Source organism: Streptomyces sp. GESEQ-4 (assembly GCF_017948455.1).
GTDB lineage: Bacteria > Actinomycetota > Actinomycetes > Streptomycetales > Streptomycetaceae > Streptomyces.
The window spans coordinates 245,082-267,816 of record NZ_JAFFSU010000011.1; the positions used below are offsets into that span (position 1 = coordinate 245,082).

At 70.5% G+C, this 22,735-nt stretch carries 20 protein-coding genes and 1 tRNA gene; 11 read left to right on the forward strand and 10 right to left on the reverse strand.

The window, feature by feature from the left end; genetic code table 11:
* Positions 1–14: 14 nt before the first annotated feature.
* The 7 genes from KCH48_RS22710 to galU all read right to left on the reverse strand — a co-directional run bounded on the left by KCH48_RS22710 (position 15) and on the right by galU (position 5,698).
* Positions 15–88 (reverse strand) — tRNA-Ala (locus tag KCH48_RS22710).
* A 127-nt stretch (positions 89–215) separates the two neighbouring features.
* Positions 216–1,505: a gephyrin-like molybdotransferase receptor GlpR gene (gene glpR / locus KCH48_RS22715; RefSeq protein ID WP_210576515.1), complete on the reverse strand. Its 1,290-nt coding sequence runs from the start codon at positions 1,503–1,505 to the stop codon at positions 216–218.
* A gap of 185 nt (positions 1,506–1,690) precedes the next feature.
* Positions 1,691–2,347 carry a GNAT family N-acetyltransferase gene (locus tag KCH48_RS22720; RefSeq protein WP_210576516.1) on the reverse strand — a complete coding sequence of 219 codons (657 nt, stop codon included), beginning with the start codon at positions 2,345–2,347 and terminating at the stop codon, positions 1,691–1,693.
* A gap of 20 nt (positions 2,348–2,367) precedes the next feature.
* The gene (locus KCH48_RS22725) at positions 2,368–2,874 is read right to left on the reverse strand and encodes a molybdenum cofactor biosynthesis protein B (protein WP_210576517.1); all 507 of its coding nucleotides are present in this window, start codon (positions 2,872–2,874) and stop codon (positions 2,368–2,370) included.
* The gene (gene moaC, locus KCH48_RS22730; protein WP_210576518.1) at positions 2,871–3,383 is read right to left on the reverse strand and encodes a cyclic pyranopterin monophosphate synthase MoaC; all 513 of its coding nucleotides are present in this window, start codon (positions 3,381–3,383) and stop codon (positions 2,871–2,873) included. Before moaC ends, KCH48_RS22725 begins: the two co-directional genes overlap by 4 nt.
* 84 nt (positions 3,384–3,467) lie before the next feature.
* Complete coding sequence (gene glp, locus KCH48_RS22735) at positions 3,468–4,790, reverse strand: gephyrin-like molybdotransferase Glp (protein ID WP_210576519.1); 1,323 nt, start codon at positions 4,788–4,790, stop codon at positions 3,468–3,470.
* Positions 4,791–4,795: 5 nt separating this feature from the next.
* Positions 4,796–5,698 (reverse strand): UTP--glucose-1-phosphate uridylyltransferase GalU, encoded by a 903-nt coding sequence (gene galU / locus KCH48_RS22740; RefSeq protein ID WP_210576520.1) that lies wholly within the window; start codon positions 5,696–5,698, stop codon positions 4,796–4,798.
* Between the two features lie 93 nt (positions 5,699–5,791).
* Between galU and KCH48_RS22745 the strand changes: the two genes are divergently transcribed.
* On the forward strand, positions 5,792–6,412 hold the full coding sequence (locus KCH48_RS22745; protein ID WP_210576521.1) for a 5-formyltetrahydrofolate cyclo-ligase: 621 nt from the start codon (positions 5,792–5,794) through the stop codon (positions 6,410–6,412).
* Positions 6,413–6,474: 62 nt separating this feature from the next.
* On the opposite strand, the gene KCH48_RS22750 is transcribed toward KCH48_RS22745, so the two are convergent.
* Positions 6,475–9,255, reverse strand: coding sequence for a penicillin acylase family protein (locus KCH48_RS22750; RefSeq protein ID WP_210576522.1), 2,781 nt, complete (start codon positions 9,253–9,255; stop codon positions 6,475–6,477).
* A gap of 253 nt (positions 9,256–9,508) precedes the next feature.
* On the opposite strand from KCH48_RS22750, the gene KCH48_RS22755 reads away from it, so the two are divergent.
* The 6 genes from KCH48_RS22755 (at position 9,509) to mscL (ending at position 15,233) form a co-directional block, all read left to right on the forward strand.
* Complete coding sequence (locus tag KCH48_RS22755; protein WP_374104701.1) at positions 9,509–11,038, forward strand: potassium/proton antiporter; 1,530 nt, start codon at positions 9,509–9,511, stop codon at positions 11,036–11,038.
* Between the two features lie 232 nt (positions 11,039–11,270).
* Positions 11,271–12,563, forward strand: coding sequence for an MFS transporter (locus KCH48_RS22760; RefSeq protein ID WP_210576524.1), 1,293 nt, complete (start codon positions 11,271–11,273; stop codon positions 12,561–12,563).
* A gap of 67 nt (positions 12,564–12,630) precedes the next feature.
* Entirely contained in the window at positions 12,631–12,957 is a 327-nt protein-coding gene (locus KCH48_RS22765) for an FmdB family zinc ribbon protein (protein WP_210576525.1), read from the forward strand.
* A gap of 106 nt (positions 12,958–13,063) precedes the next feature.
* Positions 13,064–13,897: an S-methyl-5'-thioadenosine phosphorylase gene (locus KCH48_RS22770; RefSeq protein WP_210576526.1), complete on the forward strand. Its 834-nt coding sequence runs from the start codon at positions 13,064–13,066 to the stop codon at positions 13,895–13,897.
* A gap of 169 nt (positions 13,898–14,066) precedes the next feature.
* Positions 14,067–14,636 (forward strand): hypothetical protein, encoded by a 570-nt coding sequence (locus KCH48_RS22775; protein ID WP_210576527.1) that lies wholly within the window; start codon positions 14,067–14,069, stop codon positions 14,634–14,636.
* 138 nt (positions 14,637–14,774) lie between these two features.
* Positions 14,775–15,233, forward strand: coding sequence for a large conductance mechanosensitive channel protein MscL (gene mscL / locus KCH48_RS22780; protein ID WP_210576528.1), 459 nt, complete (start codon positions 14,775–14,777; stop codon positions 15,231–15,233).
* Positions 15,234–15,276: 43 nt separating this feature from the next.
* Here the strand turns inward: mscL and KCH48_RS22785 are convergent, their stop codons facing one another.
* Positions 15,277–15,459, reverse strand: coding sequence for a hypothetical protein (locus KCH48_RS22785; protein WP_210576529.1), 183 nt, complete (start codon positions 15,457–15,459; stop codon positions 15,277–15,279).
* A gap of 137 nt (positions 15,460–15,596) precedes the next feature.
* Between KCH48_RS22785 and KCH48_RS22790 the strand changes: the two genes are divergently transcribed.
* From KCH48_RS22790 to KCH48_RS22805, 4 genes are all read left to right on the forward strand, one after another.
* Complete coding sequence (locus KCH48_RS22790) at positions 15,597–16,835, forward strand: low temperature requirement protein A (RefSeq protein WP_210576530.1); 1,239 nt, start codon at positions 15,597–15,599, stop codon at positions 16,833–16,835.
* Between the two features lie 41 nt (positions 16,836–16,876).
* Positions 16,877–17,902, forward strand: a complete 1,026-nt coding sequence (locus KCH48_RS22795) for a P1 family peptidase (RefSeq protein WP_210576531.1) — start codon at positions 16,877–16,879, stop codon at positions 17,900–17,902.
* Positions 17,903–18,094: 192 nt separating this feature from the next.
* The gene (locus KCH48_RS22800) at positions 18,095–19,312 is read left to right on the forward strand and encodes an Ig-like domain-containing protein (protein ID WP_210576576.1); all 1,218 of its coding nucleotides are present in this window, start codon (positions 18,095–18,097) and stop codon (positions 19,310–19,312) included.
* 186 nt (positions 19,313–19,498) lie between these two features.
* Positions 19,499–20,245: a DUF6227 family protein gene (locus KCH48_RS22805; protein WP_210576532.1), complete on the forward strand. Its 747-nt coding sequence runs from the start codon at positions 19,499–19,501 to the stop codon at positions 20,243–20,245.
* Positions 20,246–20,368: 123 nt separating this feature from the next.
* Here KCH48_RS22805 and KCH48_RS22810 read toward each other — a convergent pair whose 3' ends face one another.
* The gene (locus KCH48_RS22810; protein WP_210576533.1) at positions 20,369–22,486 is read right to left on the reverse strand and encodes a fructose-specific PTS transporter subunit EIIC; all 2,118 of its coding nucleotides are present in this window, start codon (positions 22,484–22,486) and stop codon (positions 20,369–20,371) included.
* Between the last annotated feature and the right edge of the window lie 249 nt (positions 22,487–22,735).

The following is a 22,735-nucleotide window of genomic DNA, read 5'->3' on the forward strand; positions in this document are numbered from 1 at the left end:
AACAGTTGTTGCGGTGGACCTGTGGGGATTTGAACCCCAGACCCCCTCGATGCGAACGAGGTGCGCTACCAGACTGCGCCACAGGCCCTTGCAACGAGTGAAACCTTAGCACCCCGATCCGGATGCTTGGAAATCCGTTCCGTCGCCGGTCGAGGGACCGGGACAGGGCTGGTGGGGCGGGTGGGCGGGGCCGGCGCCGGGTGGCGGCGCGGGGCCTACTCGTTCGCCGCGCGCGGCCGGTCCCCGTCCTCGTACTGGTCGAACAGCGGCGTACGCCCCCGCTCCCGTGCCCGGCGGGCGGAAGCGGCGCGGCGGGCGTCGCTGCGGTCGCCTTCTTCTTCCTTGTCGTCCGCGCGGGCGCCCGTCTCGTCGTGGCCGGCGGATTCGCGTACGGCGGCGGAGTCGGCGCTGTTGGCACGTTCCCGCGTCCCGGCTCCCGCCTCGCCGTCCCGGGCGACCGAGCTGGAGCGTGCGGAGCTCCACGCGTCCGGTGCGCCGAGGTCCACGCCGGCGGTGGCCCGCGGAGCGACCGGCGCTGTCACATAGGTGGGCAGCGGCACCGGTACCGGGTCCCAGCTGTCGCCCTGACCCGGCCGCCGTTGCCGCTCGCGCTGCTGGTCGACCCACTCGGCGTGGTCGGTCTGCTCGACGAGGGCGCGGCGGTCGGCGGCGAGGGCCGAGAGGCCGGCGTCCTGCTCCGGCTCGGGCCTTTCGTCGTGCTCGTCGGTTCCGGTGCCCGTGCCCGCGCCGGCTTCGGCGGAGGTGCGCCGACGCGACTGGCGGCTGCGCTCGCGCAGTCGCTGCGCCGCGGCCTCGGCTCGGCGCCGGTCCATCTGGTAGGCGAAGCGGCGGCGTTCCTGGGCGCGGAGATACACGATGTACGCGCTGAGCATCACGGCGGGCACGCCGGGCGCCCAGAGGAACGCGAGCCCGCCGACCGCGGCGACGATCGCGCCGAGGGTGAAGGCGAGGAAGAGGACCACCGTGGTGCGCCGGCGGCGCGCGAGGACCTTGGTGCGCCGAGCCCGTGCTTCGGCCGCCTCCGCGTCGGGGGTGCGCCGGGCGGCCGGCACTCGCTTGCGCGGCGGCGCGGCTGCGGGTTCGGGCGCCGGCTTGGCTTCGGGCGCGGAGGCGTGGGTGGATTTGGGCTCCGGCGCGGGCGCATGCTCGCGCGCCGGTTCCGAGCGCCGTTGGGCCGGCGGCTGAACCGCCGCGCGCGCCTGCGGGCGGATCGGTGGCATGGCGAAGGCCCGGACGTCCACCGAATCGGTGACCGTGCCCGGGTCGTCGGCGCTGGGCTCCCCCTCGTCGGCGGAGCGCGCGCGCAGGTCCTTGGCGTATCGGCGCTCCATCGCCGCCCGTCCGGACAGCAGCCGGATGGCGGTGCTGAAGCGTTCCGTCGGACGGGCCTCGTTCAGCTCGTCCTGCCTACGGAGCCACATCGGCACCAAGTAGGCGGCCCAGGCCCCGACAATGACTGCGTAGATGAGGCCGCTGCTGCTCACGCCTCACACGGTAGAGGGGTTTGCGTGAGGCCATCTGCCAATTGAGCCGGTGTGTCGCACGATCTGGCTGATATTTCGAACTTTTTTTGTGACCGATGCGATCAGCAGCCCGCCGAGGGTGCGAATTTATGGGCTTGAGCCGGTCATCGGGCGAACAATTTCGAACACTTATTCAATTTCCAGGGCTAGGCGGGATTCCCCTGGGTGTTCTGCGGGTTCGCCTGGGTGTTCTGCGGGTTCGTCCGCGGCGCTTTCCGCGAGCGCGACCGGCGCCAGCGGCTCAGCAGCCCTTCGGGCACCTCTTCCGCGGTGAGCGCGAAGACGAGGTGGTCGCGCCAGGCTCCGTCGATGTGCAGATAACGCGGACGCAGCCCCTCCTCGCGGAATCCGAGTTTCTCCACGACCCGGCGGCTGGGCCCGTTCTCGGGGCGAATGCAGACCTCGATGCGGTGCAGACCAACGGTCCGGAAACAGTGGTCCACGACAAGCGCCACAGCCGTGGGCATCACCCCGCGTCCTGCCACATCCTCGTCCACCCAGTAGCCGATGTGCCCCGAGCACATCGAACCCCAGGTGATCCCGGCGACCGTCAACTGCCCCACCAGCCGTCCCTGGTACTCGATCACGAACGGCAGCATCCGGCCCGCGTTCGCCTCGGACCGCAGATGGCGCACCATCTGGCGGTAGGTCGGCCGGTGCGCGATCGGCCCGGTCGGCGTGGGCGGCGGAATCGTCGCCTCCCAGGGCCGCAGCCAGTCGCGGTTGCGCCGGTTGACCTCGCGCCAGGCGCGCTGGTCGCGCAGCTTTATCGGCCGGAGGACGACATCGCCGTCCACCAGCACGGCCGGCCAGGATGGGCTGTTCAGCTCGCACCCCCACTACCGGCGCCGGGTCTGGGGTGGTCCCCGCCGCGGATCTGGTCGACGGCGTGCGCCAACAGCGGCTGCAGGACGGCCAGTCCGTCCCTCACCCCGCCGGTGGACCCGGGCAGGTTCACGATCAGCGTCCGCCCGGCCACCCCGGCCAGACCGCGGGAGAGCGCCGCCGTCGGCACCTTCTCCCGTCCGAACGCACGGATGGCCTCCGCGATGCCCGGCACCTCGTGGTCGATCACCCTGCGGGTCGCCTCGGGTGTGCGGTCGGTGGGCGAGATGCCGGTGCCGCCGGTGGTGACGATGGCGTCATAGCCGGCCTCGACGCCCGCGCGCAGGGCGGCCTCCACCGGGTCGCCGTCGGGGACGACCTGCGGGCCGTCGACCGCGAAGCCGAAGCCCTTGAGGCCGTCGGCGATCAGTGGGCCGCCCTTGTCCTCGTAGACCCCGGCGGCCGCCCTGTTGGAGGCGGTGACCACAAGAGCGCGGTACGTCATGTCCGGCTCCAGTCGCCCGACTTGCCGCCCGTCTTCTCCTCCACCCGTACGTCCGTGATGACCGCTCCCTTGTCGACCGCCTTGACCATGTCGATCACGGTGAGCGCGGCGACGGAGACCGCGGTGAGCGCCTCCATCTCGACGCCCGTGCGGTCCGTCGTCTTCACGGTGGCCAGGATCTCCACGGCGTCGTCCGCGACCGACAGATCCAGTTTCACACCCGACACCGACAACGGGTGGCACAGCGGGATCAGATCCGGCGTGCGCTTGGCACCCATGATGCCCGCGATCCGCGCGGTGGCCAGGGCGTCCCCCTTGGGAACCCCCTCGCCGCGCAGCAGCTCGACCACGCGGGGCGATACGAGGACGCGGCCGCTGGCACGGGCGGTGCGCGCGGTCACGTCCTTTCCGGATACGTCGACCATGCGCGCGGCGCCCGCGTCGTCAATGTGCGTCAGTCGGTCCTGCACAGAGGGTCCGGGGGTCTCCCCCCGGGAAGGCACAGTCATGGCGTGTGGCGCTCCCGGTCCGGGCCCGCCGCGGTACGGCGCCGGGCCAGTTGTGCGCGACACGGTACCCCCAACCTGGGGCGCTCAGCGGAGCAGGACCACCTCGACCTCGGCTCCGGGCTCGACGGACTCCGTGTCCTCGGGGACCACGATCAGCGCGTCCGCGTGTGCGAGGGCCGCGACCAGGTGGGATCCGGCCCCGCCGACGGGGGTCACCTCGCCGTCGGCGTACGTCCCGCGCAGGAACTGTCTGCGCCCCTTCGGCGAGGTCAGCGCCTCGTCGGCGGTGAGCGTGGCCCGGGTGGTGGGCCGGTGGACGTCGTCGAGGCCCATGAGGGTGCGGATCGCGGGGCGGACGAACAGCTCGAAGGAGACGTACGACGACACCGGGTTGCCGGGGAGTGCCAGCAGCGGGGTGTGGTCGGGGCCGATGGAGCCGAAGCCCTGGGGCTTGCCGGGCTGCATGGCGAGCTTGCGGAAGTCGATTCCGCTGCCCGCCTCGTCCTCGTCCCCGACGTGCGACAGCGCCTCCTTGACGACGTCGTACGCGCCGACGCTCACCCCGCCCGTGGTGACCATGAGGTCGGCGCGGACGAGCTGGTCCTCGATGGTGGACCGGAGCGTCTCGGCGTCGTCGGCGACGGCGCCCACCCGGTAGGCGATGGCGCCGGCGTCACGGGCGCAGGCGGTGAGGGCGAAGCTGTTGGAGTCGTAGATCTGGCCGCTGCCGAGCTCCTGGTCGGGCTGGACGAGTTCGCTGCCGGTGGACAGGACGACCACGCGCGGGCGCGGGCGCACGCGTACCGAGCCGCGTCCGATGGCGGCGAGCAGCGCGATCTGCGGCGGACCGAGGACGGTGCCGGCTTCCAGGGCGCGGTCGCCGGCCTTCACATCGCTGCCCATCGCGCGTACGTGCGCGCGTGCCTCGGCCGACCGGTACACCTGCACCTGCCCGTCGGCGCCCGTGGGGGCCAGGCTGCGTGCGCGCATCCCGGTCACCGGGCCTTCACCGAGGCCTCCGTCGGTCCACTCCACGGGGACGACGGTCTCCGCGCCGGGCGGCAGCGGGGCGCCGGTCATGATGCGGGCGGCCTGTCCGGGCCCCACCTGGAGCAGCTCGGCCTGGCCCGCCGCGACGTCCCCGACGACCTCCAGGACCGCCGGGAACTCCTCGCTCGCGCCCGCGACATCCGCGACCCGCACCGCGTACCCGTCCATGGAGCTGTTGTCGAACGGCGGCAGGGACACCGGCACCGTGACGTCCTCGACCAGGACGCAGCCCTGGGCGTCGAGGAGTTGCAGCTCGATGGGTTCCAGGGGGCGGACGGTGGCGAGGATGTCCTCCAAGTGCTCGTCCACCGACCAGAGGTGGTCCTGACCGGCGGTGCGGGGCGCGGCGCTGCTCAACGTTGCTACATCTCCTCGGCTACGTAACTGCGAAGCCAGGTCCGGAAGTCCGGTCCCAGGTCTTCACGTTCGCACGCGAGTCTGACAATGGCACGCAGATAGTCGCCGCGGTCGCCGGTGTCATAGCGGCGGCCCTTGAAGACGACGCCGTGCACCGGGCCGCCGACCTTCTCGTCCTGCGAGAGCTGCTGGAGGGCGTCGGTGAGCTGGATCTCGCCGCCGCGACCGGGCTCGGTCTTGCGCAGTATGTCGAAGACGTGCGGGTCGAGGACGTAGCGGCCGATGATGGCGTAGTTGGACGGGGCGTCGGCCGCGGTCGGCTTCTCGACCAGGTCCGACACCTTGACGACGTCGCTGTCCTCGGTGGTCTCCACGGCCGCGCAGCCGTAGAGGTGGATCTGCTCGGGCGCGACCTCCATGAGCGCGATGACGCTGCCGCCGCGCTGCTCCTGCACCTCGACCATCCGCTTGAGCAGCGGGTCGCGCGGGTCGATCAGGTCGTCGCCGAGGAGGACGGCGAAGGGCTCCTGGCCGACGTGCGGGGCCGCGCAGAGCACGGCGTGGCCGAGGCCCTTGGGGTCGCCCTGGCGCACGTAGTGCATGGTGGCGAGATCGCTGGACTCCTGCACCTTGGCGAGCCGGCTGGCGTCGCCCTTCTTCTGAAGGGCCGATTCCAGCTCGTAGTTGCGGTCGAAGTGGTCCTCGAGAGGGCGCTTGTTGCGGCCCGTGATCATGAGGACGTCATCGAGGCCCGCGGAGGCGGCCTCCTCGACCACGTACTGGATCGCCGGCTTGTCGACGACCGGCAGCATCTCCTTGGGAGTGGCCTTGGTGGCCGGCAGGAACCGGGTACCGAGGCCCGCTGCGGGAATGACAGCCTTGCTGATCCTGGGGTGCGACTGAGTCATGCCCGCAACCTTATCCGGTGCCTTTGTGGAGAATCTGCGGCTCCGGTTAATTGGCTCTCATATGAGCGCAATAGAAGGGTACGGGTGCGACCTTTGAGTCACATCGGACGTCCGGCTGAGCCTGACAAGCGAACGTTGCGGCGCGGGTTCATCTCGGTGAGAAGCAGGTTGACGGCGGATGACCTGCGAGAAGCCGCCGAGGCTCTGGGCGAGCGCGCGCTCGAGCTGCCCGAGCTGGCACAGGCCCGGACGGTGGCTGCGTACGTCTCCGTCGGGAGCGAACCCGGAACGCTCGCGCTGCTGGACGCGCTGCGCGCGCGGGGCGTACGTGTGCTGCTCCCGGCGCTCCTGCCGGACAACGACCTGGACTGGGGCGCGTATTGCGGGGCGGACTCCCTCGCGCGCGTCCAACACGGCGGCAGAATGGCCCTCTTCGAGCCCACCGGGGAACGCCTGGGCCCGGACGCGGTGACCGGCGCCGACGTCGTCCTGCTGCCCGGCCTGGCCGTCGACGCGCGCGGCATGCGGCTGGGGCGCGGCGGGGGGTCGTACGACCGGGTTCTCGCCCGCCTGGAGCGCGCGGGCGCGCATCCGGCGCTGGTGGTGCTGCTGTACGACTCGGAGGTCGTCGAGCGGGTTCCCGCGGAGGCTCACGACCGGCCGGTGCACGCGGTGGTGACGCCGTCGGGTGTACGTCGCTTCAGTCGGCCATGAACGGGATCGCCCGTGAACGCGAAATGCCCCTCCACGCGCGCGTGGAGGGGCATTTCAGTGCCTCAGGGCTTCAACACCAGCGTGTCACTGGTGTTCTCCTCGACCGCCTTGTCCGAGAAGGACCAGTCCAGCAGTTCGCCCTTGGCCCATTTGTTCGTCTGGTCGGTGTAGTGGGAGCTGTAGGCGTGCCCTGACGCGCCGGTGAGATTGATCCACTTCGACTTGTCGAGATCGCCGAGGTTGACCACCATGCGCATCGACGGCACCCAGATGACGCCGTAACCGCCGGCGGCGTTCCACCCGGTCGCGTTGACCGTCGCCTCGCCGCCGCTGAGCCTCCAGGGGCCGCGGTTGAGGGCGTACTGCAGGAAGCCGGGGCCTTCGGTGCCCAGGGTCTGGTTCTTCAGGAACAGGCGGTGCAGCCGGCCCCAGTTCCAGGTGTCGATGTCCTTGCCGAGTTTGGCGGTCAGCTCCCAGCGGGCGTCGATCATGGCGCGCTCGAACAGCTTGTCGCGGTCGTCGGCGGCCGGGCGGGTGCCCGAGCGGGGCGTCTTCCACCAGTCGCTTTCCGGGTCGTTCATGAGATTGCGCACGACCTCGAACCAGCGGTCACCGCCGTCCGGCTGTGCCTGGTCGGCTTCGCGCTGGCCGCACTCGCGGACCTTCTCGGTCTCGTCCGCGGGGCCGGTGGTGTTGACCGGGTCGACCCACAGGCACTGGCCCTCGACGCGCAGTTCCTTGGGCAGCTTGTTGCCGAAGGCGAGCTTGAGGATGTTGCGCCAGACCGAGTTGAAGTAGGCGGCCGCCGCCGAGTCGGCGTCCTGGGTGTAGTCCCAGCCCTCGAGGAGCTTCTGGGCCTCGCGGACGTCCTTGTCGGCGAGGTTGATCTTCAGCAGCTGGGGCACGAGCAGTTTGGCGATCTCACTGCTGTTGTCGAGCTGCATCTGGCGCATGTCGTCGGTGGAGATCTTGCCGCCGTCGTCGATCTTCGACTGGATCAGATCGGTGATCCGCTGGCTGCGGGCGCCGTAACCCCAGTCCGTGGTCAGCGTGTAGGGGTACTCCTGATCGACGACGGCCTGGTTGGCGGTGACGATGTAGCCGCGCTGCGGGTTGAACTCAAAGGGCAGTTCGTCCTGGTCGAGGTAGCCGGTCCACTGGTACGAGGAGTCCCAGCCCGGCGCCGGGAGCCTGCCGTCGTCGCCCTTCTCGCGCGCGGGGATCTTTCCGGGCAGCGTGTAGCCGATGTTGCCCTGGGTGTCGGCGTAGACCAGGTTCTGCGAGGGCACCTCGAACAGCGCGGCCGCCTCGCGGAAGTCGTTCCAGTCGGCGGCCTTGTTCATGGCGAAGACGGCGTCCATGGTGGTGCCCGCGTCCAGGGCGGTCCAGCGCAGGGAGATGGCGTAGCCGTCCCCGCGGTCGGGGGCCGCGGCGTCGACGGTGGCCTTCTTGCCGACCTTCACCAGCTCGTCGTCGCGGTCGGACAGCAGGGGCATCCCCTGCAGGGTCTCTCCGCCCTCGATCTTCTCGTCCTGGGTCTCCCGGACGATGATCTTCTTCGGTGCGCCGCCGGCGACCTTGATGGTCTCCTCGCGCGAGGAGAACGGCTTGACCTTGCCGTCGTACAGGTAGCCGTTACCGGTGAGTTTCTGCAGGTAGAGGTCGGTGACGTCGACGCCGGAGTTGGTCATGCCCCAGGAGATGTCCTGGTTGTGGCCGATGACGACGCCGGGCATGCCCGCGAAGGTGTAGCCGCTGACGTCGTACTGGCACTTGCTGGAGACGGAGCGGCAGTGCAGGCCCATCTGGTACCAGACGGACGGCAGCGAGGCCGACAGGTGCGGGTCGTTGGCCAGCAGCGGCTTGCCGGTGATGGTGTGCCTGCCGGAGACGACCCAGGCGTTGGAGCCGATGCCGTTGCCGTTCACGCCGACGGCCGTGGGGAGGTCGTCGAGGACGTCGTAGAGGCCCGTCAGCTGGGTCTGGAGGGCCGAGGAGGCCGCACCTGTCGTGCCGCCCGCCGTGGACGCCCCCGACGTGCCGCTCGCGCTGTCGCTCTGCTCGAAGGTCTCTGTGAGGTCGTCGTACTGGCCGTCCTGGACGATCGGCTTGTTCCGGCCGTACGGGTACGCCGGGTACAGGTCCTCGATCTGCTTGGGGCCCAGGCGGCTGGTCATCAGGGCGCGGTCGATCTCGTCCTGCATGTTGCCGCGCAGGTCCCAGGCCATCGCCTTCAGCCAGGCCACCGAGTCGACCGGGGTCCACTTCTCGGGCTTGTAGTCGTTGCTGAACCCGAGCGCCGCGTACTCCAGGGAGATTTCCTCGCCTTCCTTGCCTTCCAGGTAGGCGTTGACTCCCTTGGCGTACGCCTGGAGGTACTTCTTCGTGGCGGGCGACAGCTTGGTGTCGTACTCCTCTTTCGCCACACGGTCCCAGCCGAGGGTGCGCAGGAACTCGTCGTTGTCGACCTGGCCCTTGCCGAACATCTCCGACAGGCGCCCGGAGGTCATGTGCCGGCGCACGTCCATCTCGTAGAACCGGTCCTGCGCCTGGACGTAGCCCTGCGCCATGAACAGGTCCTCGTCGGAGGAGGCGTAGATCTGCGGGATACCGTTGCCGTCACGCTTGACGTCGACCGGTGCCGAGATGCCGTCGAGCGAGATGGAACCCTTGGTCTGCGGGAACGAGGCGCGGACGGTGCTGATGGACCAGTACCCGCCGTAGCCGACGCCTCCGACGAGGGCCAGCACGAGGACGAGGACGATCAGACGGGCTTTGCGCCCCTTCTTCCTCCGAGACTTGCCGGGCTGCTGACCCGATGAGGCGGTGGTATTGGGGGGCATCGCTGTCCTTGCTGTCCTTACGCGAGCGGCAGGGCCGGCTGTCCTTTTGAATGAGCGCTGGAGCAACCATAGGCGCAGGGCCCGGCGCCCCTTGACGCGGAGTGGGCAACCGGGACGGACGGGCGTTCGATCCCACCCCCGGAACGTCAAGAAATCGTCAAGAGTTAGGTAAGGTAACGAAGTACCTGGACGCGAAGCACCGTGCCTTCGTGTCAGATGTACATGAGCCCATGCCCACGCGCGCGTGCCGTGCGTGAGCCAGGAAAGGGAACGGCCGCTGACAGTCCACGATCTCAACGAACTTCTACTCGTCTGCTCGCTCGTCCTGCTCGTCGCCGTCGCAGCGGTCCGGATCTCCTCGCGCAGCGGGCTCCCCGGCCTGCTCGTCTACCTGGGCATCGGCGTCCTCATGGGCCAGGACGGCATCGGCGACATCCACTTCAACGATGCCGAGCTGACGCAGGTGATCGGCTATGCGGCGCTGGTGGTGATCCTCGCCGAGGGCGGTCTCGGCACGAAGTGGAAAGAGATCAAGCCCGCCCTGCCGGCCGCCACCATGCTGGCGCTCGTCGGGGTCGCGGTCAGCGTCGGGATCACAGCGACGGCCGCGCACTATCTCATCGGTCTTGAGTGGCGTCAGGCACTGATCATCGGCGCGGTGGTGTCGTCCACGGACGCGGCGGCCGTCTTCTCGGTGCTGCGGAAAATCCCCCTCCCCGCGCGCGTGACGGGCACGCTGGAGGCCGAGTCCGGCTTCAACGACGCTCCCGTGGTCATTCTGGTGCTCGCTTTCTCCACGGCGGGACCGATCGAGCACTGGTACGTGCTGGTGGGCGAGATACTCCTGGAACTGGCCATCGGCGCGGCCATCGGTCTCGCGGTGGGCTGGCTGGGCTCCTGGGGGCTCAGGCATGTGGCGCTGCCCGCCTCCGGCCTCTACCCGATCGCCGTCATCGCCATCGCCGTCACGGCGTACGCGGCGGGCGCCATGGCCCACGGCAGCGGGTTCCTCGGTGTGTACCTCGCCTCGATGGTCATGGGCAACGCGAAGCTGCCGCACTGGCCCGCCACCCGCGGGTTCGCCGACGGGCTCGGCTGGATCGCGCAGATCGGCATGTTCGTCCTGCTCGGCCTGCTGGTCACCCCGCACGAGCTGGGCGACGACATCGTGCCCGCGCTGGTCATCGGGCTGGTGCTGACCGTGGTCGCGCGTCCGCTGAGCGTGGTGCTGTGCCTGGTGCCGTTCCGGGTGCCGTGGACGGAGCAGGCGCTGATGTCCTGGGCCGGGCTGCGCGGCGCCGTGCCCATCATCCTGGCGACGATCCCCATGGTGGAGGGCGTCGAGGCCAGCCGCCGTATCTTCAACATCGTCTTCGTCCTGGTCGTCGTCTACACCCTGATCCAGGGGCCGACGCTGCCGTGGCTGGCCCGCAAGCTGCATCTGGGCAAGGAGGCCGAGGCCGCCGACCTCGGCATCGAGTCGGCGCCGCTGGAGCGGCTGCGCGGGCATCTGCTGTCCCTGTCGATCCCCGAGGGGTCGAAGATGCACGGCGTGGAGATCAACGAGCTGCGGCTGCCGGCCGGTGCCGCCGTCACACTCGTCGTACGCGACGGGAAATCGTTCGTTCCGCTGCCGACGACCGTGCTGCGACGCGGGGACGAACTACTCGTGGTCGCTACCGACCCCGTCCGGGACGCCGCGGAGCGGCGGCTGCGTGCGGTGGGGCACGGCGGCAAGCTGGCCGGATGGCTGGGGACCAACGGCGACAACAATCACAGGTGAACGCCACCATGGTGCTCACTTTCACAGGTGCGTCAGTCACTGATCCCTGTACGATGAAGGCGCACTTTGATCGAACCACCTCTGTCTGACGCAGAGCTGGCGCGACCGTATGGCGGCCGTGACGCCCCCGCAGTGGGCGCCGGTATCTACCGCAGTTCCGCGCAAGAGGACAGCTCTCGGCGCCGCCCCCACCTGTGGGGGCGCGCTACCAGGCGGCAGAAAGGCACGGACCGTGGCATCCACGGTCACCACCGAGCCGTCGAAGAACTCGCCGGCCTCCTCCCGCCCGGGCTACGGGCAACTGCTGCGCACCCGCGGCGCCTGGACGTTCCTGCTCCCCGCCTTCGCGGCACGCCAGCCGTTCGCGATGCTCACCCTCTCCATCGTGCTGCTCGTGCAGCACACCACCGGCTCGTACGCCGCCGCGGGCGCCGTCGCGGCGGCCACCGGCGTCTCCATGGCGGTGTTCGCGCCCTACAGCGGGCGCCTCGCGGACCGCTACGGGCAGCGCGCCGTACTGATCCCCGGCGTGCTCGTGCACACGCTGTCAGGCCTGACCCTGACGGCCCTCGCGCTCATGGACGCCCCTCTGTGGGCGCTGTTCGCGGCGGCCGTTCCCACCGGCGCCTCCGTGCCGCAGATCGGGCCGATGGTGCGGGCCCGCTGGGGCGTGAAGCTCCAGGACTCGCCCCTGATGACGACCGCGGCGGCCTTCGAGTCCGTCACCGACGAGCTGACCTTCGTCGTCGGCCCGCTGCTGGCGACCGCCCTGTGCACCGCCGTCGACCCGGCCGCGGGCCTGGTGACCGAGGCGGCACTGACGCTCATCGGCGGTCTGCTGTTCGCCGCGCAGAAGAGCACACAGCCTCGCGTCTCGGTGAGCGGGCACGCGCGCGTGGAGCACGTTTCCGCGCTGCGCATCCCTGGAGTGCGCGTCCTGATCGTGACGTTCCTCGGCATCGGCGCCGTCTTCGGCGGGATGCAGGTCTCGCTGGCCGCGTTCAGCGAGTCGATCGGCGAACCCGGCCTGAACGGCGTCCTGTACGGCGTCTTCGCCGCGGGCAACATGCTCTCCGGCCTCGTCTGCGGCGCGATCGCCTGGAAGGTCGCCCCGCAGCGCCGCCTCGTGGTGGCGTACGGCGCGCTCGCCCTGACGGCCTCCGGCCTGTGGGCCGCGCACTCCGTGCTCGTCCTCGCGGGCCTCGGCCTGCTCGTGGGCATGTGCATCGCGCCCGCGCTGATCACCGGCTACACGCTGGTCGAGGGCCTGGTCCCGGCCGGCGCCCGCACCGAGGCCTTCACCTGGCTCACCGGCGCGGTGGCCCTCGGCCAGGCGGCGGCCGTCACGGTCGCCGGACAACTCGAGGACCGCTTCTGGGACGGTGCCGGATTCCTCGTGCCGATGGGCGGCACCGTGCTCGCCCTGGCGACGCTTCTCGCACTGCGCTCGAGGCTGGCGACGCGGCCCCGCAGCCGCACCGTCGCACGTGGCGTCGGTCACCGCACACCGGTCGCAGTGGACTGATCCCGCGGAATACGTCACTATGGTTCGTCGTTAGCACTCATCGAGTGAGAGTGCCAGGAGGAAGACAGTGCCCACCTACCAGTACCAGTGCACCGAGTGCGGCGAGGGCCTCGAGGCGGTGCAGAAGTTCACCGACGACGCCCTGACCGAGTGCCCCAGCTGCGAGGGCCGCCTCAAGAAGGTGTTCTCCGCGGTCGGCATCGTCTTCAAGGGCTCCGGCTTCTACCGCAACGACAGCCGCGGCTCCTCGTCGAGCAGCGCCCCGGCGTCGTCCAAGCCGTCGACGTCCTCCTCGGACTCCTCGACCACGTCGTCGTCCTCGGACACGAAGTCGTCGAGCACCGGCACCTCGTCGAGCTCCGGCACCTCGTCCAGCAGCAGTTCCGCCGCGTAGGCGCGCAAGCCTCGCTCACCGGACCCTGTCGTCGTACGACGGCAGGGTTTCCGGCATTTCCGGAGCCCCTCTCAGCGCCCGGCCGGGGCCAGCTAGTGTGCTGGTCATGGCCAACGCAGAGATCGGTGTAATCGGGGGCTCCGGCTTCTATTCGTTCCTCGACGACGTGACCGAGATCCAGGTGGACACCCCTTACGGTGCGCCCAGCGACTCGCTCTTCCTCGGCGAGATCGCCGGGCGGCGGGTCGCCTTCCTGCCCCGCCACGGACGCGGCCACCATCTGCCGCCGCACCGCATCAACTACCGGGCCAACCTGTGGGCACTGCGGTCGGTCGGCGTACGCCAGGTCCTCGGCCCGTGCGCGGTGGGCGGCCTGCGCCCCGAGTACGGACCCGGCACGCTGCTCGTGCCGGATCAGCTGGTCGACCGTACGAAGTCCCGGGCGGGGTCGTACTTCGACGGCCTTCCGCTGCCCGACGGCACCGTGCCGAACGTGGTGCATGTGTCCCTGGCCGACCCCTACTGCCCCACCGGACGGACGGCGGCGCTCAAGGCGGCGCGGGGGCGCGACTGGGAGGCGGTGGACGGCGGCACGCTGGTGGTGATCGAGGGGCCGCGCTTCTCGACCCGTGCGGAATCGCTGTGGCACCGGGCGCAGGGCTGGTCCGTGGTGGGCATGACCGGACACCCCGAGGCCGCGCTGGCCCGTGAACTCGAGCTCTGCTACTCGTCGTTGACCCTGGTCACCGACCTCGACGCGGGCGCCGAGACCGGCGAGGGCGTCTCGCACGACGAGGTTCTGCGGGTGTTCGCGGCGAATGTGGACCGGCTGCGGGGCGTGCTGTTCGACGCCGTCGCCGCGCTGCCCGCCTCCGAGGAGCGGGACTGCCTGTGCACGACGGCGCTGGGCGGGATGGATCCGGGGTTTGAGCTGCCGTAGCGCTGTCTGCAGCGTGCTCAAGGTGAAGGGCTGAGGGGCTGAACTTCCCGTTCGGGTGAGGGAGTTGTCCACAACCGGCCAGTAGCGCACGGACCTCAGCGAGCGGCGGCGCGAAGCCTCATCGTGGCGTGGAAAGCCGATTCCTCGTCACGCACAGGTGGTGATCCGCATGTCCTTCGTGCCCTCGTCCTTGTCTTCGTCCCCTCCTTCTCCGTCCTCTCCTTCTCCGGTTTCGCCTCGTCCGCTCGGCACCGACGCTCCCGCCACCTGCGAGGTGCCACACTTCGCTCCCGTCCGGGTGCGCGGCGGTTGCTGTCAGCTGCGCCGTCTTCTACGGCACCGGAGGCGGGCCGTGGCAGCCGGGCTCGCCGTCACCGCGGCGGCGCTCGTGGCGGCGGGCCCGCGGGAGTCCGACCGGGCGCGCGGGCACCCGGTGGCCGAGCCGGTACGCCAACACCGCACCGTCGAGCGGGTGTCCGCGCCGGTGCGGATCGCCGACGGAGAGACGGTGAGGCTGCTGCGGCCCGGCGACCGGGTCGACGTGATCGCCGCCGAGGAGACCGCGACGGGCGGTGACGCGCGCGTGGTCGCGCGCGGGGCGCGGGTGACGAAGGTGCCCGAGCCTGTGGACTTTGCCGGTGAGAGCGGGGCCTTGGTCGTCCTGTCGGTGCCACGCTCCACGGCGGCGGGTCTCGCTGGCGCCAGTGCGACGGCGCGGCTGGCGGTGACGTTGTGCTGAGCCGGGTGGTTCGCCTTCTGCGCACGCTGGTGTCAAGTCGCTCGTTCCAGCTACCCACCTGGACATGGCGGCCTCGGGCTGACGTAGGTTGCGGATCGTTTGATTCCACAGCCTGTGTGCGCGAGGAGAGGCTCCGCGGTGAGCGAGAAGAAGGAACCGAGCATCTGGGAGGGCTTCAAGGCCTTCCTGATGCGCGGGAACGTGGTCGACCTGGCGGTCGCGGTGGTCATCGGGGCCGCCTTCACCAACATCGTCAACGCGGTGGTGAAGGGGCTCATCAACCCGCTGGTCGGAGCGATCGGCACGAAGAACCTCGACAGCTACAGCTCCTGTCTGAGCGACAACTGCCAGGGCGATCAGGGCATCCGGCTGCTGTGGGGCTCGGTCCTCGGCGCGACGCTGAGCTTTGTGATCACCGCGGCGGTCGTCTACTTCCTGATGGTGCTGCCGATGGCGAAGTACCTGGCCCGCCTGGAGGCCCGCCGGAAGGCGAAGGAGGGCACGCACGAGGTCATGGAGGTGACCGAGCTGGAGGTACTCAAGGAGATCCGCGACGCCCTGGTCGCACAGCGCGGCTCGGGTCACGACGAGCCGTAGCGGCAGCGGTCGGGGCGCGACGGGCCTGCTGGACCCGCCGGACTCAGAGGTGGTGCGGCGGCTTCTCGTCCAGGAAGCGCTTGAGGTCGGCCGCGCTGCTGCCGTCGGCGCCGGGCCGCTCGCCCCAGCCGCGGTCCGTGTCGTCCGCGGACTGCTGGTCCAGCGGGTCGTCGAAGATCAACGCGGGCTTGGGGGCGGGCTGCTCGGGGTCGGGGCCGGTGCTCATGCCTTCAGGGTACGGCCGCGAGCGGCCGCTCCCGCCCGTGTCTCGCCTGACCTGGCCTTTCGCAGGCTCCCCCGGTCCCCCGGTGCTTGTGAGGCCTTCACAGGAATTTCGGCGGGTTATCTGCTGTGCTTGGACTCATGACGTCCAGTCCGACTCCGGCGCCCACCTCCCCCGGCCCGCCAGACCGCCGACGACCGCTGCGCAGGCTCACCGCCCGCGGTCGCGACGAGGCGCACCGGGCCGCCACGCCGCTGGAGCTCTTCTTCGACCTGTGCTTCGTCGTCGCCATCGCGCAGGCGGGCCTCCAGTTGGTGCACGCCGTCGCCGAGGGGCATGCGGGCGAGGGGATCCTCTACTACGCGATGTCCTTCTTCGCCATCTGGTGGGCCTGGATGAACTTCACCTGGTTCGCCTCGGCGTACGACAACGACGACGTGCTCTACCGGGTCGTCACCCTGATCCAGATCGCCGGAGTCCTGGTCCTGGCGGCCGGGGTGTCCCGGGCCTTCGAGGACCACGACTTCCTGGTCGTCACCCTGGGCTACGTGATCATGCGGCTGGCCCTGGTGACACAGTGGCTGCGGGCCGCGCGGTCGGCCGACGGCCCGGAGAGAACGATGGCCCGGCGGTACGCCGGCGGGGTGCTGTTCTGCCAGATCGGCTGGGTGGTGCTGCTGACCGTGCCGGACGACGCCCTGCCCTGGGGCTTCCTGGTCATGGCGATCCTGGAGATGTGCGTACCGCCGTACGCGGAGAAGGACTTCACCACGTCCTGGCATCCGCACCACATCTCCGAGCGGTACGGGCTGTTCACGATCATCGTGCTGGGCGAGACGATCGCGGCGGCCACGATCGGGGTGAAGACCGGCATCGACGAGAACGACGCGCTGGGCGAACTGGTGCCGATCGCCGCGGGCGGGCTGCTGATCATCTTCGCGGCCTGGTGGATCTACTTCGTGGTGCCGATCCACGGCCATCTGCGGACCAACGGGCAGGCGTTCCTGTGGGGGTACGGGCACTACCTGATCTTCGCGTCGGCGGCGGCGATCGGCGCCGGCCTGGAGGTGGCGGTCGAGCAGTCCGTCGGCAAGGCGCACATCTCCACGCTGGCGGCGTCGGCCGCGGTGACACTGCCGGCGGCGCTGTATCTGCTGACGGTCTGGGCGCTGCATTCCCGCCACTTCAAGGTGGGCATCGCCCAGCAGCTGGTGCTGCCGACGGCGGCCCTGCTGGTGATCCTCTGCACCTTCCTGGGCAAGTGGGCGGTCCTCGCGGCAGGTGTCGTGCTGGCGCTCACGGTGGCGACCGGGGAGACGATGACGGCGCACCTGACCGCGCGGGAGCGCGAAGAGAGCACGCCGGCCTCGGCGGCGTGAACCGACCGCGGGGGGCGGGCGCACGGGCGAGACTGGGGCCCATGACAGTTGACGCATTGACGGACGTGGCCGGTGTGCGGGTGGGACACGCGACGCGTACCGGCGGCGGTTGGCTCACCGGCACCACGGTCGTGCTCGCCCCGGAGGGCGGGGCCGTCGCCGCGGTGGACGTGCGCGGCGGCGGGCCCGGCACCAAGGAGACCGACGCGCTGGACCCGCGCAACCTGGTGCGCACGGTCGAGGCGATCGTGCTGACCGGGGGCAGCGCGTACGGGCTCGACGCGGCGTCCGGTGTGATGGCCTGGCTGGAGGAGCGGGGGCGCGGGGTGCGCGTCGGCGCCGATCCCACGCATGTCGTGCCGGTGGTGCCCGCCGCCTGTGTCTTCGATCTGGGGCGGGGCGGCGACTTCCGGGCCAGGCCGGACGCGGCCACCGGACGGGCCGCGGTGGAGGCTGCCGCGGCGAGCGAGCTCGGCGCGCGGGTGGCGGAGGGATGCGTGGGCGCCGGTACGGGCGCCACGGTCGGTCCGGTCAAGGGCGGCATCGGCACCGCGAGCACCGTCCTCGACTCCGGGATCACGGTCGCGGCGCTGGTGGTGGCGAACGCGGCGGGTTCGGCGGCGGATCCGGAAACGGGGGTGTTGTACGGGGAGTTGTTCCAGGGGCGGGTGAGCTATCCGGAGGCGCGGGTCCACGAGGCCGCGCGCCGGCGGCTCGCCGAGATCGCGGCCAAGAACGCGCCCCCGCCGCTCAACACCACGCTCGCGGTGGTGGCCACGGACGCGGACCTGTCGAAGGCGCAGGCCCAGAAACTGGCGGGCACGGCGCACGACGGCATCGCGCGCGCCGTACGGCCGGTGCATCTGCTCAACGACGGAGACACGGTGTTCGCGCTGGCGACAGGAGAGCGCGCCCTGGACGCCGAGCACCCGCTCGCCCTGAACGAGGTGCTCGCGGCGGGCGCGGACACGGTGACGCGGGCCATCGTGCGGGCCGTGCGGGCCGCCGAGTCGGTGGACGGACCGGGCGGGACGTGGCCGTCGTATCGGGAGCTGTACGAGCGCTGACTCTGATGGTCGTCCACAAGGCGACTACGACAGCTGACTGAGAGGTAACTCACAGGGCAGTACGCGGAATTGTCCCGGTTCTGTCACGTGATGGCGTTCACGGCGCTCGGCGGGAACCCGACCGGGGCCCGATCCCCTCTTTCTCCACGGACTGGAGCGGATCACGCACATCACATGAACCTGGAGCAGCTAGTGACAACGCCGGACATAGCAGCACGGCGCGCACTGGGGGCCAGTGCCGTCCTGATGGTCGGCGCCCTCACTCTCACCGCGTGCGGCGGCAGCGCGAACGCCAGCAACGACGGCAAGGGCGGCGAGGACAACCCGAAGACCTCCGCCGCGAAGATCGTCATCTCGGCGAAGGACGGCTCGACGAGCGCGTCGATCAACACGACCGGCGTGAAGGTGAGCGACGGCAAGCTGACCGACGTGAAGATGACGGTCGCGGGCGCGGGGACGGCCGTACCCGGGGAGATGTCCGCGGACGGCTCCGGCTGGAAGCCGAAGGAGCAGCTGGAGCGGGGGACGAAGTACCAGATATCGGCGACCGCCAAGGACTCGAAGGGCAAGACGGCCGCCGCCAACTCCATCTTCACCACGGTGAGTTCGGCGAACAGCTTCATCGGGACGTACACGCCGGACAACGGGAAGACGGTCGGCGTCGGGATGCCGGTGTCGTTCAACTTCGACAAGGTGATCAGCGACAAGAAGGCCGTGCAGTCGCACATCTCCGTGACGTCGAGCAGCGGGCAGAAGGTGGTCGGGCACTGGTTCGGGGCGCAGCGGCTCGACTTCCGGCCCGAGGAGTACTGGAAGGCCGGCTCCAAGGTCACGATGAAGATCGACCTGGACGGCGTGGAGGGCGCGAACGGCGTCTACGGGGTGCAGAAGAAGACCGTCACGTTCACGATCGGCCGGTCGCAGGTCTCCACGGTCGACGTCAACACGCAGACCATGACGGTCGTACGGGACGGCAAGACGATCAAGTCCGTGCCGATCTCGGCGGGCAGCGCTCAGAACACCACGTACAACGGGCAGATGGTGATCTCGGAGAAGTTCACGCAGACACGCATGGACGGCACGACGGTCGGCTTCGGTGGCGAGTACGACATCCCGGACGTGCCGCACGCGATGCGGCTGACCACGTCGGGCACCTTCATCCACGGCAACTACTGGTATAACAAGGGCAATCCGCCCTTCGGGCGTGAGGGCACCAGTCACGGCTGTGTCGGTCTCGCGGATGTGCAGGGCGCGCAGGGGGACACCCCGGCCAAGTGGTTCTACGACAACTCGCTGGTCGGGGACGTGGTGACCGTGAAGAACTCCCCCGACAAGACGGTGGCGCCGGACAACGGGCTCAACGGCTGGAACATGTCGTGGAGCCAGTGGCTCGCGGGAAGTGAAGGCTGAGCGCGGCGGGCGGCACAAGCTGTCGCTGACCAGCAAGTTTTGACGGACCATCGGGCCGCGTGGGAACTTCCCAGGCGGCCCACGCGTTTTCCGTGCGCACGTTTTCTCGGTTCCCGGACATGATGTCCGACCGAGGGGCTACGGTATGCACCCACAAGGTGACATGCAGCAACGCCGGGAGAAACCTTGAGCGTTCCGTACGAGACGGCAGCGTACGAACCACACGAGTCGCCCGAGTCTCCGGAGGAGCACCTCGCGCGACTCCTCGGCCGTGCCCTGAACTCCTTCGAGCTGCCCGACGAGACAATACGGCGGCTCGACTGCGCGCTGGCGCACGACAGTTCGCTGCACTCCGCGCACCACAGCGCGGGACTGCACCGCGAGACGTACCGGCACACCTGGCTGCTCGCCGACGGCTCCGCGCTCACCCTCTGGGAACTCGTCCACAACACCGCCCCGGGCCGCGACCCGCAGCACGAGGTGTACATCGACGAGGAGGAGCTGCGCGCCGCCACCGCCCGGCTGCCGCTGCCTGCGGACCCCCCGGACTTCGAACTGCCGGTGACGGTGCAGCTGTCCCCGATCCCGGTGCCCCGGCACGCGTACATGCACGACGACTCGGCGGACCACGTGCGCCGGCTGCTGCGCCGCGCGGAGAACCCGGACCGGCCGGGGGCGGACACGGCCGCGCTGCTGACCACGGCGTTCGCGTACCAGATCACGCAGGCCTTCGGCCGCCCGTGCCGCGCGGGCCGCGTCGCGCTGTGCTTCTCGCTCTACGAACACGCCTTCCTGCTGCGCGACGGCGAGGAGATCTCCCTCTGGGAGGTCGAGCACACGGCGACGCCGGACGGTCGGCACATGTGCGAGGTCTACGTCACCGAGGACGCGGCCCGCGACGCGATGGAGCGACGGGCGGCGCGGGTCTCCTAGTCTCCTTAAGGCACGAGGTCTCCTTAAGGCACGAGCGGAAATGCGGTCGGCCGCGAGCCTCCGGAGAGGACCGCGGCCGACCGCATCCGCCATGTGCGCCGCTGACCCGCCGCTACACCACCGTCACGCCGCCACCGGCTGCTTCGCCTCCGCCGGTGCCGTGGGCGAGCCCGCTGTCTCGGCGGTCACCGTGCCCGGGGCCGTCTTGCGCAGGCCCTTGAGGATGATCACCAGGCCGGTCGTGACACCCACACCCGCGGCGATGGCGACCAGGAAGAGGAACGGGTTGCCGATCAGCGGGACCACGAAGACGCCGCCGTGCGGGGCACGCAGCGTGGCGTCGAAGGCCATCGACAGGGCGCCGGTTACGGCGCCGCCCGCCATCGACGCCGGGATCACGCGCAGCGGGTCGGCCGCGGCGAACGGGATCGCGCCCTCGGAGATGAAGGAGGCGCCGAGGACCCAGGCGGCCTTGCCGTTCTCGCGCTCGGTCGGGGTGAAGAGCTTCGCGCGCACGGTCGTCGCCAGCGCCATGGCCAGCGGCGGAACCATACCGGCCGCCATCACGGCCGCCATGATCTTCATCGCGGAGTCGCTGGGGCTCGCGACCGCGATGCCGGCCGTGGCGAAGGTGTACGCGACCTTGTTGACGGGGCCGCCGAGGTCGAAGCACATCATCAGGCCGAGCAGGGCGCCGAGCAGGATGGCGTTGGCGCCGGAGAGCCCGTTCAGCCAGTCGGTCATGCCCTTCTGGGCCTCGGCGATGGGCTTGCCGATCACCACGAACATCAGGAAGCCGACGATCGCCGAGGAGATCAGCGGGATCACCACGACCGGCATGATGCCGCGCACCGCCGCGGGGATCTTGACCCTCTGGATGGCCATCACCACGCCACCGGCGATCAGACCGGCGGCCAGACCACCGAGGAAGCCCGCGTTGATGGTGAGGGAGATCGCACCGCCGACGAAGCCGGGCACCAGGCCCGGCCGGTCGGCCATGCCGTAGGCGATGTAGCCGGCCAGGACCGGGACGAGGAACTGGAAGGCCACGCCGCCGATCTGGAAGAGCAGCGCGCCCCAGCTGTCGACCTGGCCCCAGTCGAAGTGCTCCATGACCGACGGCGCCTTGTTGACCTCCCAGCCGCCGATCGCGAAGCCGAGGGCGATCAGCAGACCGCCGGCGGCGACGAACGGGACCATGTAACTCACGCCGGACATCAGCCACTTGCGCAGCTTGGTGCCGTAGCCCTCGCCGGAGTCACCGGCGCGGTCCACCGGCGTGCCCGCGCCGGAGGACGCCCCCGCGGTCTTCTCACCCCGCGCCGCCTTCCCGCGCACCTCGGTGATCAGCTCGCCGGGCCGGTTGATGCCCGCCTTCACGCCGACGTCGACGGTCGGCTTGCCGGCGAAGCGGTCCTTCTCCCGTACGGGTACGTCGTGGGCGAAGATCACGCCGTCCGCCGCCGCGATGACCGCCGGGTCGAGCCGGGTGAAGCCGGCCGAGCCCTGCGGCTCGACGACGACCTCGACGCCTGCCTCGCGGCCCGCGTTCTCGAGCGACTCGGCCGCCATGTAGGTGTGCGCGATGCCGGTGGGGCAGGAGGTGACGGCGACGATACGGAAGGGGCGCTCGCCGGAGTCGGACGACGTGCCCGGCTCCGTGCTGACCGCTGCGGCGCCGACGGAGGCCGCCCCCGGCGCCGCAGCGGTGTCTTCAGAGGCGCTCTCAGCGCCTTGCGCGCCCTGCGCACCCCGCACGCCCTCGGACGCGCCCTCCGCACCGCTCGCCGCCGCCGGCACCTCGTCCCCGCGGATCAGCGCCGCCGCGGACACCGCGTCGCCCACCGACCGCAGCGCGTCCGTGAACTCGGTGTTCATCAGCTGCCGGGCCAGTGACGACAGGATCGTCAGGTGGGCGTCGTCGGCGCCGGCCGGCGCGGCGATCAGGAAGATCAGGTCGGCCGGGCCGTCCGCCGCACCGAAGTCGATGCCGTCGGCGCTGCGCCCGAAGGCGAGCGTCGGCTCGGTGACGTGCTCGCTGCGGCAGTGCGGGATGCCGATGCCGCCGTCGAGGCCGGTCGGCATCTGGGCCTCGCGGGCGGCCACGTCGGCGAGGAAGCCCTCGAGGTCGGTCACCCGGCCCTGGGCGACCATGCGCTCGGCGAGGGCTCGGGCCGCCGCTTCCTTGGTGTCGGCGGACAGGTCGAGATCGACCAGGTCCGCGGTGATCATGTCGCTCATCGCGGGCTCCTTCGCACGCGTATCGCCCGGGGACTGCGGTGGGCGCTTCTGGGGACGGGGGTGCTGTGGGGGGCTTCGGGGGGTGCGGAGGCGGGGCCGGGGAAACCCCGCCTCCGCCGGTCGGCAGGGCGGCTCAGGATGCCCTGCCGACCGTCGGCCGCGGCGAGTAACGGGGTGCTTCGCCGCTTCAAGGCCGGTCCATGGGGTGTCGCCGATGACGCCAAGGTCGTAGCCCCAGCCGATGCCACA

Coding starts and splice junctions, on each gene's coding strand:
- KCH48_RS22750 (WP_210576522.1), bottom strand. CDS start 9,255: ATGCCCCCCAATACCACCGCCTCATCGGGTCAGCAGCCCGGCAAGTCT.
- KCH48_RS22790 (WP_210576530.1), top strand. CDS start 15,597: ATGACGTCCAGTCCGACTCCGGCGCCCACCTCCCCCGGCCCGCCAGAC.
- KCH48_RS22775 (WP_210576527.1), top strand. CDS start 14,067: ATGTCCTTCGTGCCCTCGTCCTTGTCTTCGTCCCCTCCTTCTCCGTCC.
- KCH48_RS22795 (WP_210576531.1), top strand. CDS start 16,877: ATGACAGTTGACGCATTGACGGACGTGGCCGGTGTGCGGGTGGGACAC.
- KCH48_RS22770 (WP_210576526.1), top strand. CDS start 13,064: ATGGCCAACGCAGAGATCGGTGTAATCGGGGGCTCCGGCTTCTATTCG.
- moaC (WP_210576518.1), bottom strand. CDS start 3,383: ATGACTGTGCCTTCCCGGGGGGAGACCCCCGGACCCTCTGTGCAGGAC.
- KCH48_RS22785 (WP_210576529.1), bottom strand. CDS start 15,459: ATGAGCACCGGCCCCGACCCCGAGCAGCCCGCCCCCAAGCCCGCGTTG.
- KCH48_RS22725 (WP_210576517.1), bottom strand. CDS start 2,874: ATGACGTACCGCGCTCTTGTGGTCACCGCCTCCAACAGGGCGGCCGCC.
- KCH48_RS22810 (WP_210576533.1), bottom strand. CDS start 22,486: ATGAGCGACATGATCACCGCGGACCTGGTCGATCTCGACCTGTCCGCC.
- galU (WP_210576520.1), bottom strand. CDS start 5,698: ATGACTCAGTCGCACCCCAGGATCAGCAAGGCTGTCATTCCCGCAGCG.